This window comes from Oceanobacillus locisalsi, assembly GCF_042675985.1.
GTDB classification, from domain to species: Bacteria; Bacillota; Bacilli; order Bacillales; family Amphibacillaceae; genus Oceanobacillus; species Oceanobacillus locisalsi.
In genome coordinates this window covers 1-8,264 of the sequence record NZ_JBHTKK010000046.1, presented here as the reverse complement: position 1 = coordinate 8,264, position 8,264 = coordinate 1, and the positions used below count along the sequence as shown (strand labels likewise).

The window sequence follows — 8,264 nt, the reverse complement described above, 5'->3', positions numbered from 1 at the left end:
CTACCCCTAAACATTTTTTCAAGTATTTTATGTTGTTTTTCACTTAGTTTTATCTCGACAGCTTGCTTAACCATTTCCATTCATCCCCTTGGTTATTTTTTACAAGTCAAGAATAACATGGAAGGGGAAGTGAATTCAGCCGTTCTGCACTAGTACGTCCTGGGACTGCGGTTACTCGCCCCATCAAAAACCGTTGTACGTCGGAAAGCGTAGGGCTTGGCCGGAGCGGAAGCTATACACCATATCTTGTTCAAAAAAATAGAAGGGGGCTCTAACCAAAAGCAAGCATAATAATAGAGTTCATGTTTATCCTGGCACAGCTGGTTTACATGTTTATTTTTAGATGCGAAGGTTGAGCCGATAAAAAAGAGGAAAACCGTGTTTCATTGTCACCACGATTTTCCTCTTTTTTATCATTTTATTCATTAGCAGCATTTTCTAAATAGTCAACCGCATCTTCAAAATTATCTACAGGAACAACCTCCATATCTGTGTCGATACTTTCTGCAGTTTCTGCTGCCACTTCATAATTCGAACCTTCCCTGCCGCCTTCATTTGGTGCAAAGAAAATATCTACATCTTCTTTATCAGAAGCAACAATTTTCTTATCTATTCCGCCAATGCGATGGACATTGCCCTCGTAATCAATTTCGCCAGTGCCGCCAATCTGCTTGCCGCCGGTTAAATCGCCTTCAGTCAACTGATCATAGATTTCCAATGAAAACATCAAACCAGCGCTCGGTCCGCCGATACTGCCGCTGGAAAATTGTGTTTCCGGCTGAACAGTCACTTCACGATCTGTCACAAGGTTTATACCGACTCCAACACGACCCTCTTCATCATCCAGCGGTGCTAATTCCAAATCTGCCGTCTGTTCTTCATCGTCTCTTTCATACACGACTGTTACCGTATCTCCGGCCTCTTTGCCCTCAATGTAATCAAGTAAATCCTGAGATTCACTCACTTCCGCATCATCAATACCGATAATACGATCGCCGCTCTCTAATTTACCTTCTGCGGGAAGTCCATCCACTGCAGCAACCACGTAAACACCTTGATAATCAATATTTATTTCCTCACCTGCTGCTTCATAGGCGACAACAGTGGACGCTTCCTGCGAACTTTCCATCACTTGAAGCTGCGCTGCCATATAATCTTCTTGCGACATTCCTTCCGGGAAAACCTGATCCAAAGGAAGAATTTCCTGATGCGGCAACACAAGAGCAGCAGCATATAAAATAGGAGTGGCCTGCATACCGCTGATTGTCACTAAGTGCATATCTCCTTCACTGGGGTAACCCCCTTCTACTTCAACAATGGGGTCTAGCGCATCAGCGCCCCCCGGTTTTTGAATATAGTACGGTAATTGATAGACACCTAATAAATAAACAATTAAGATCACAGCTAATAAGCCTAGAATTCTTTTTTTCGTTAATCGCAACGCACTTGATTCCCCTTCCTGGTATCCTTACTAAATATATATCTATGGCATATTTTTATATGGTATTCGCGTATATATCACATAGAGAGATTGTTTAAAAATCAGTTTTCTTTTTAACAGGGAAAATTACTGCCTTCCTGAGGACTCCTGAGGTTTTAAACATTTAATAAAGTCACTTTCTTATTATATTGATACATCGGACAAGCTAGCATCATTCTACTACTTCCCGCCATAATTGTACAGAATAGACACTTCATGGTATGGAGCAAAAAAAGAAGCAACAGCCTTTCTTTCCTCATAAAAACAAGCATCATTTTTTCGAATAAGCATTAGTAGGGGGACATCAGATTGAAACAAAAGCTAAAAACACTTGGCTATGCCGGGATATCTATTTTCTTATTCTTCAGTTTAATACGATTTCCAGACCAGGCATTGGAAGCAGCTATCCGCGGGTTAAATATGTGGTGGGAAGTGGTTTTTCCCTCTTTGCTGCCATTTTTTATAACTGCTGAGCTATTATTAGCTTTCGGTGTAGTAAAATTCTTAGGTGTTCTATTTGAACCAATTATGCGTCCGTTATTTAATATCCCTGGTGCCGGCAGTTTCGGATGGATTATGGGGATGGCCAGCGGGTATCCTACAGGGGCGAAAATAGCAGCAAGACTCCGGGAAGAGAAACAGGTAACACAAATAGAAGCAGAAAGATTAGTATCTTTCACAAATAATTCTAGTCCGCTCTTTATTTTCGGAGCCATTTCTGCTGGCTTTTTTTATAACATAAAACTGGGCTTACTATTAGCGGTCTGCCATTATGGCGCAAACACCATTGTCGGAATCATTATGCGTTTTCATGGAAGAAAGCAGGAAAAACATATCACGAAGAAAAAAAGAACTTCTTTTTCACTGAAAAAAGCATTCCAGGAGATGCATCGAAACCGGTTAAAAAATACCCGGCCATTCGGGGAGGTATTAGGAGATGCTGTCTTACATTCCATTCAGACACTTGTTATGGTCGGTGGATTTATCATTTTATTTTCCGTACTTATTAAACTGCTCTTCCTGATGGATATTACACCGTTTATTGCAGGTTTTATCGAACCGGTTCTTCCTGTTTTGGAATTGCCGAAAGAATTAGGGCTTCCATTTATCTCCGGGCTGTTTGAAATCACGGTGGGGTCGAACTTAATTTCGCAGGTAACAACCGATTCTCTGCTGCAAAAAGCGATGTTAATCAGTTTTATTCTAGGTTTCAACGGATTATCCATTCAAGCACAAGTAGCGAGTATTTTAGCAAAAACAGATATCCGTTTCCATCCTTATTTCTTTGCTCGCCTTTTACATGGCACTTTTGCGGTTATATTGACTCTTATATTATACAAACCGTTGTATCTTGACCGAATTGTTATTCATTCGAATGAAATTCCAGCTGCAACAGTGCAGGAAAACACTATTTGGATGGATATATACTATATGCTGCAAACCGTTGGACCAGCCATTACAATGATCAGTTTAGCAACAGCAATTTTTATCATTATCTATCATCGTAAAAAAGCATAACCTGCTTTAGAGCATGAAAAGAGAGCCCGGCCTCACTCAACCAGACTCTCTTTTCATTTAAAAAGCTTCTATTCTCTTTATGCATTATATTTCTTCTGCAGCGCCTTTTCCACTAACTCGGGGACGAGACCGCTGATATTTCCCTGGTATTTAGCTGCTTCTTTTATCATACTTGAGCTTAAAAAAGAATATTTGGTATTTGTCATCATAAATAATGTTTCCACTTCTTCATTTAATTTCCGGTTCATAGAAGTAATCTGCATTTCATATTCAAAATCACTGACTGCACGCAGCCCTCTAATGACAGCAGTCGCTCCTATTTCACTTGCATAATCCATGAGTAATCCGCTTGAAGAATCAACCCGTACGTTCGGCAAATCCTTTAATGTTTCTTCCAACAATTGCTTTCTTTCTTCTACCGTAAAAAGGGGTGATTTAGATTGATTATTAAACACAGTAACTACGATCTCTTCAAACACTTTGGCACCACGTCGGATAATATCCAAATGTCCATTGGTTACCGGGTCGAAACTCCCTGGGCATATTGCTAATTTCCTCATCATTTATGCTTCCTCACTTTCCTCTGTTTGATAAATCGTTACTTGAATTAAATCGCCATAATCTGCCTGTTTGATTGCTTTTAATGATTTATATTTGTCCGGCAACAGATTTGACTTATCATGCTCACAATATACAACCGCATTTTTTTGAAGCATGTGATTATCGAGCAGGTAATCAAGTATTTTCATATAATCTTGACTTTTATACGGTGGATCTAAAAGTACTAAATCAAATTTTAATTCCCGTTTTGCAATCGCCTTTAAAGCACGCTCTGCTTCATTTCGATAGACCTCTGCCTGCTGTTCTAATTGGAGCGTTTTCAAATTCTCTTTTATCGCCTGGATTGCTTTAGGGTGTTTATCTATAAAGATTACCTTTGATATCTCTCTGCTTAATGCTTCTATCCCGAGTGAACCGCTTCCGGCAAACAAATCCAATGCTGTTCCACCTGAAAAGAAAGGTCCTAATATTTGAAATACGGCTTCTTTTACTTTATCAGAAGTAGGTCTTGTCGTTTCGCCAGCTACACTTTTTAACGCTCTTCCTTTATGTATTCCTGCTATTACACGCACTTCTCGATCACCTCAGCTTCTTTTGCTCGTCAATAGTCTACCACGATTCTCGAGTTTAGCAAATAATTTTTCTTTATGATGTATATTATTTCTTTTCTTTGTCCATAATATCATAATGATTCAGCTAAATATGATTTAGTTGAAACGGATAAGGCTTATCCTTCCCCATAAGCTCTTCATCCGGTTTCTCCTCTCCCTTTAGCCTTTTATTTTAAAAATAAAAGGACCTGCAGTAATTATTGACTGCAGGTTTTTCTTTTTTTATCCTTTATTATAATATACGATCATCTAAATTCCCATTTTATAATCATATTGTTTCGCTTTGTCCGGTATAGCATTTTCATAACTTGTCGGAATAAACGGCTTCTGAGACCGTTCCACTTTAGATACAAATGAAAATTGATTGAATTTTTTCTCCATCGCGTCAATATCTTCACGGTTGACATAAATCACCGCATAACGGTGCTTTTTGGATACATGAATAAGATGCCCGTGTTTTTTTAACTGTCTGACATTTTTCATGTGCTGAAACCAAACAACGATACCTTGTCTTTCTACCATATTCCCGCCCCCTTTTTTCCGTATTATGTATAAAGCAGGTTGCTTATTTTAAGCCCCCTGCTTATGTTTTATGATGCACAGCCGCAAGCACCGCCGCTTCCGCAGCCGCAACCGCTGTCTGTTAATGCGGCACCATCTTTAGGCGCTTTAATCTGTCCACTGACACTCTCTGCAACAAACTGGCTGATCTCATCCAAAAGGTTTTGCAGATTTCTTTCAGCAACTTTAAATGCCGCCACTTTATCATGTAAATCCATATCCCGCTTTTTGGAACGGACCTGTTTCATAATATCATAATAGTCCGGATGATATCTGCCAAAGCGCTGCACATCTTCATAATGCTCTTTGACGTCTGAAAATGTTCGAATCAGATGCTGCGCTTCCTTGTCTTCATCCAATGCCTGCTTCGCTGATTGATATTGCATCATGACATCCGATTGTAATACCATCTTCCCGAGAAGCTCCGATTCATCTAATATATCTACATACTCCATCGTAGCAATCATTCCCGCACCTCCACGAATAAATTAATAAATGTAAATAAGAGAGAATATCTCTTAGTAAGGTTTATGCCATTAACTATTAAAATAGATATGATTTCATCATCCAATCATAATAGTTATCCTTTTCATCATACCATTTTATTATTCGAAAGAAAATAGAGCTGTCTTTAAAATGGGAAACAATAAAAATACTTTGTCAGGTTCGGGAAACTTCTTTTTTAATCTTTCATAGATTTCGCCATTTCTGCAAACATTCTTACCATTTGTAATTGATTCGAGAAGGTGTTTACTTTTTGGGGAAACGTCTTTCCATAAAATTTCTTTGCTTCTTTTTTCAATTCTGTCAGCCTGCTTGGATCACGTGTTAAATATCGGTACCAAATGGGATGATACCGGACAAATTCTGCCAGTTCCGGATTTTTTTTGAGGTAAGCAACGACATCGTTATCCATTTCATCCCCCTCTAATCTTTTCTAAATGAAAAAGGAGCTCGAGGCGTATTCTCAGAGGAAGACTTTTTCATATCGCCAATCATCTCCTGAACTACACCGATTGCATTACTTAATTGTTCTATTTGTCCTTGTACTTTTTCTGTATCCAGATTTTGGGTATAGTCCACAATCTGTCTGATAAGGTCGGAATGGTCTGTTTTCTTCTCTTTTTTGGCTTCCTCGCTCTTTGGTTCCGCGTCACCGGATGGTTCTTTCAATTTATATTCATCCCAAAATGGGTCATCTTCATCTAAAATCGCCCATTTTTCATAAAATTCCTGCCACCCTTTGCCGCTTTTTCTGATTTCTTCTAATAACTTAGGATGGCGATTGACAAAAGATTTGAATGCTGCAACACTGGGATGTAATTGACTCATTTTACTCACCGTCCTTTATTCAAAACACATATACAACAAAGGCTTCCTATCTTGCTAACCTCAAAATGTACGTTTTCTTTTAAACCGCCTATAATAATCTATGTAAACAACTAAAAAATGTGCCATTGTCTTGTATACGCAAAAAGAAGCCTCTGGTTACGGCTTCTCTCTGTCCCTAATCGCATAAGTATACTAAAACGGCTTTCCTAAAAAGTTCTGTGTATAATAAAAACGATATACACCAACACCCAGATAACTATATTCATCGCTTAATAATGCTTCCCGGTGGCTTTGGCTATTTAACCACCCTTCCATAGCAGCTGGAGCATCTGGATACTGGGCTGCAATATTCTCTCCGGCAGCAACATAAGCAACCTGTTTTTCCTCTAACCGTTCTTTTAGACCATCCCCATTTAGACTGTCATGGGAAAAATAATCATTTTCATACATATCTTTACTGTGATCATACGCCACCAGACTTACTTGATCGTCCCACTCTAATTGAGGCAGGTCATGCTGATAACGCATGACATTCGAAATATCAAAAACTTGCTTCTCCATTCCTTCCTGAATCTCTCTCCACGCTTCTTCACCAAATACAGGCTGTTCAGGCAGCTCTCCACGGTATTCAATTTCATAAGGTCTTTGCGATAGCAGTGCATCACCAGTAGTCATTCTTATGGAAGATAGCGTTTCTGTGATTGTATCAAAATAAAATTGGATAAATGTCGTATCACTAATTTTAACTAATGGCCTCGTCTGAAGATCTTCTGTACTTAACCGGAAAGTAAAGGAAGCGCCCCCTTTTGAATAGGTTACTTCATTGGAAAAAGAAAATGTATCGGCCACTTCATCATAGTCTGCTCCAGAATCAATTGGTGACATATCCAAATCATCCCCAATGGCATAAACAGATATAATTTCATCATCTGCAACAGCAAACTGGCCATATTGACTTTCTGAATTATTATATACATACCATTCATAATTATATGCACTAACATCAATTCTGTCCGGTTCTCCCAGATCTTCAGTAAGCTCTGTTGACGTCTTTCCGATCCATTGATATAAGTCGCCTTCTAAATTCATCTGAGGAAGCTCAGCCGCCGTTCCTTTTGGTTCGATTATTTCTTCCTCTTCATCGAAATGAGGCTTTGCTTCTCTTACAACTTCTTCTGGTGATGAACTCATCTGGTTAATAACAATAAATACTAGGAGTGCAATAATCATGATTATCATAAAATTACGAAATATCTTCATGATTGAAACCCCCATCCCGCGAACACATAGATTATTTATCAGACATGCTCAAAATCAAATCTCCTCATGAGCGGACTTTTTTGAACAATCCTTTGATAATCTATTTATCTATTATATACCCTTTTATTCATAATATTATACCCTTTCTTTACTCTCGTCCATGGTTTCTATTGCATCTATCATCATTTCGTATTATCCTTACATTAAGCAGAATATAATTGATGAGGTGAAAACGTAATGAGATTTGAAAACACAGGGATTGAAGAAACAGTTATTGATGTACAGGTACTGGATCATGTAACAGCAAATCTTGCATTTATCCGGGCAGGACAATGGGACTATGAACGTGTTACTTATGATTACAAAATCGGTTCCAACGAAGAGAATGTTACATACTATATCCGTGTACAAGGGTATGCTATCGAAGGGGACGTGGATAAACGCAATGCTGTTATCCAATTGAAGACACCTTTACTCGGTAAACATTACTACCCGCACGGTGTTGAATATGGTGAAGAAGAGGGCTTCCCTGAAAGCGTTATAGAAAGAGCGAATACGTTACTTTCCAAACTAAGTGAGGAACTCCAATATTATAAAAAATAACAATGAAAAAGAGGGTCAACACCAAAATCAATGGGTGAAATAAAGGATTGAATATGGTATTAACATCTAGATAGCGGAGGAAGAATACGGAGAACTCCTAAGTGGTTTGCAGGCTAAAACCGTGACTCCTGGGGCCTTAGCTTACTCACCCCATCGAAAAGAGTTGTCACAACGCCTGCACTTGCACGTCCTGGGACTGGAGCTGCGCTTACCAATGTTGTCAGGTTAACATGACCGCTGCGGCGGACCGTTTTGCTTTCCTAGGGGCACGCTCTTCAGCTAACTTTTGCCAAGAAGTGCACTTGGCAAAAGTGGATCTTCAGATGGTGCTGATCCCT

General features: G+C 39.1%; 10 protein-coding genes. 2 read left to right on the top strand and 8 right to left on the bottom strand.

What is annotated here, in order from left to right; genetic code table 11:
* Positions 1 to 418 precede the first annotated feature (418 nt).
* Positions 419 to 1,441, bottom strand: a complete 1,023-nt coding sequence (locus ACFQ19_RS20040; RefSeq protein WP_379594609.1) for a SepM family pheromone-processing serine protease — start codon at positions 1,439 to 1,441, stop codon at positions 419 to 421.
* A gap of 348 nt (positions 1,442 to 1,789) precedes the next feature.
* Here ACFQ19_RS20040 and ylbJ point away from each other — a divergent pair, with 348 nt between their 5' ends.
* Complete coding sequence (ylbJ, locus tag ACFQ19_RS20035) at positions 1,790 to 2,998, top strand: sporulation integral membrane protein YlbJ (protein WP_379594607.1); 1,209 nt, start codon at positions 1,790 to 1,792, stop codon at positions 2,996 to 2,998.
* A gap of 77 nt (positions 2,999 to 3,075) precedes the next feature.
* Here ylbJ and coaD read toward each other — a convergent pair whose 3' ends face one another.
* The 7 genes from coaD to ACFQ19_RS20000 all read right to left on the bottom strand — a co-directional run bounded on the left by coaD (position 3,076) and on the right by ACFQ19_RS20000 (position 7,323).
* Positions 3,076 to 3,558: a pantetheine-phosphate adenylyltransferase gene (gene coaD, locus ACFQ19_RS20030; protein WP_379594605.1), complete on the bottom strand. Its 483-nt coding sequence runs from the start codon at positions 3,556 to 3,558 to the stop codon at positions 3,076 to 3,078.
* Between the two features lie 3 nt (positions 3,559 to 3,561).
* Positions 3,562 to 4,131 carry a 16S rRNA (guanine(966)-N(2))-methyltransferase RsmD gene (gene rsmD / locus ACFQ19_RS20025; RefSeq protein WP_379594603.1) on the bottom strand — a complete coding sequence of 190 codons (570 nt, stop codon included), beginning with the start codon at positions 4,129 to 4,131 and terminating at the stop codon, positions 3,562 to 3,564.
* A 288-nt stretch (positions 4,132 to 4,419) separates the two neighbouring features.
* Complete coding sequence (locus tag ACFQ19_RS20020; protein WP_379594601.1) at positions 4,420 to 4,692, bottom strand: YlbG family protein; 273 nt, start codon at positions 4,690 to 4,692, stop codon at positions 4,420 to 4,422.
* 68 nt (positions 4,693 to 4,760) lie between these two features.
* Positions 4,761 to 5,198: a YlbF family regulator gene (locus tag ACFQ19_RS20015; RefSeq protein ID WP_379594599.1), complete on the bottom strand. Its 438-nt coding sequence runs from the start codon at positions 5,196 to 5,198 to the stop codon at positions 4,761 to 4,763.
* A 215-nt stretch (positions 5,199 to 5,413) separates the two neighbouring features.
* The gene (locus tag ACFQ19_RS20010) at positions 5,414 to 5,647 is read right to left on the bottom strand and encodes a YlbE-like family protein (protein WP_379594597.1); all 234 of its coding nucleotides are present in this window, start codon (positions 5,645 to 5,647) and stop codon (positions 5,414 to 5,416) included.
* Positions 5,648 to 5,658: 11 nt separating this feature from the next.
* Entirely contained in the window at positions 5,659 to 6,063 is a 405-nt protein-coding gene (gene ylbD, locus ACFQ19_RS20005) for a spore coat protein YlbD (protein WP_379594595.1), read from the bottom strand.
* Between the two features lie 192 nt (positions 6,064 to 6,255).
* Positions 6,256 to 7,323, bottom strand: coding sequence for a CAP domain-containing protein (locus ACFQ19_RS20000; protein WP_379594593.1), 1,068 nt, complete (start codon positions 7,321 to 7,323; stop codon positions 6,256 to 6,258).
* A gap of 237 nt (positions 7,324 to 7,560) precedes the next feature.
* On the opposite strand from ACFQ19_RS20000, the gene ACFQ19_RS19995 reads away from it, so the two are divergent.
* Positions 7,561 to 7,926 (top strand): YugN family protein, encoded by a 366-nt coding sequence (locus ACFQ19_RS19995; RefSeq protein ID WP_379594591.1) that lies wholly within the window; start codon positions 7,561 to 7,563, stop codon positions 7,924 to 7,926.
* The last annotated feature ends 338 nt before the right edge of the window (positions 7,927 to 8,264 follow it).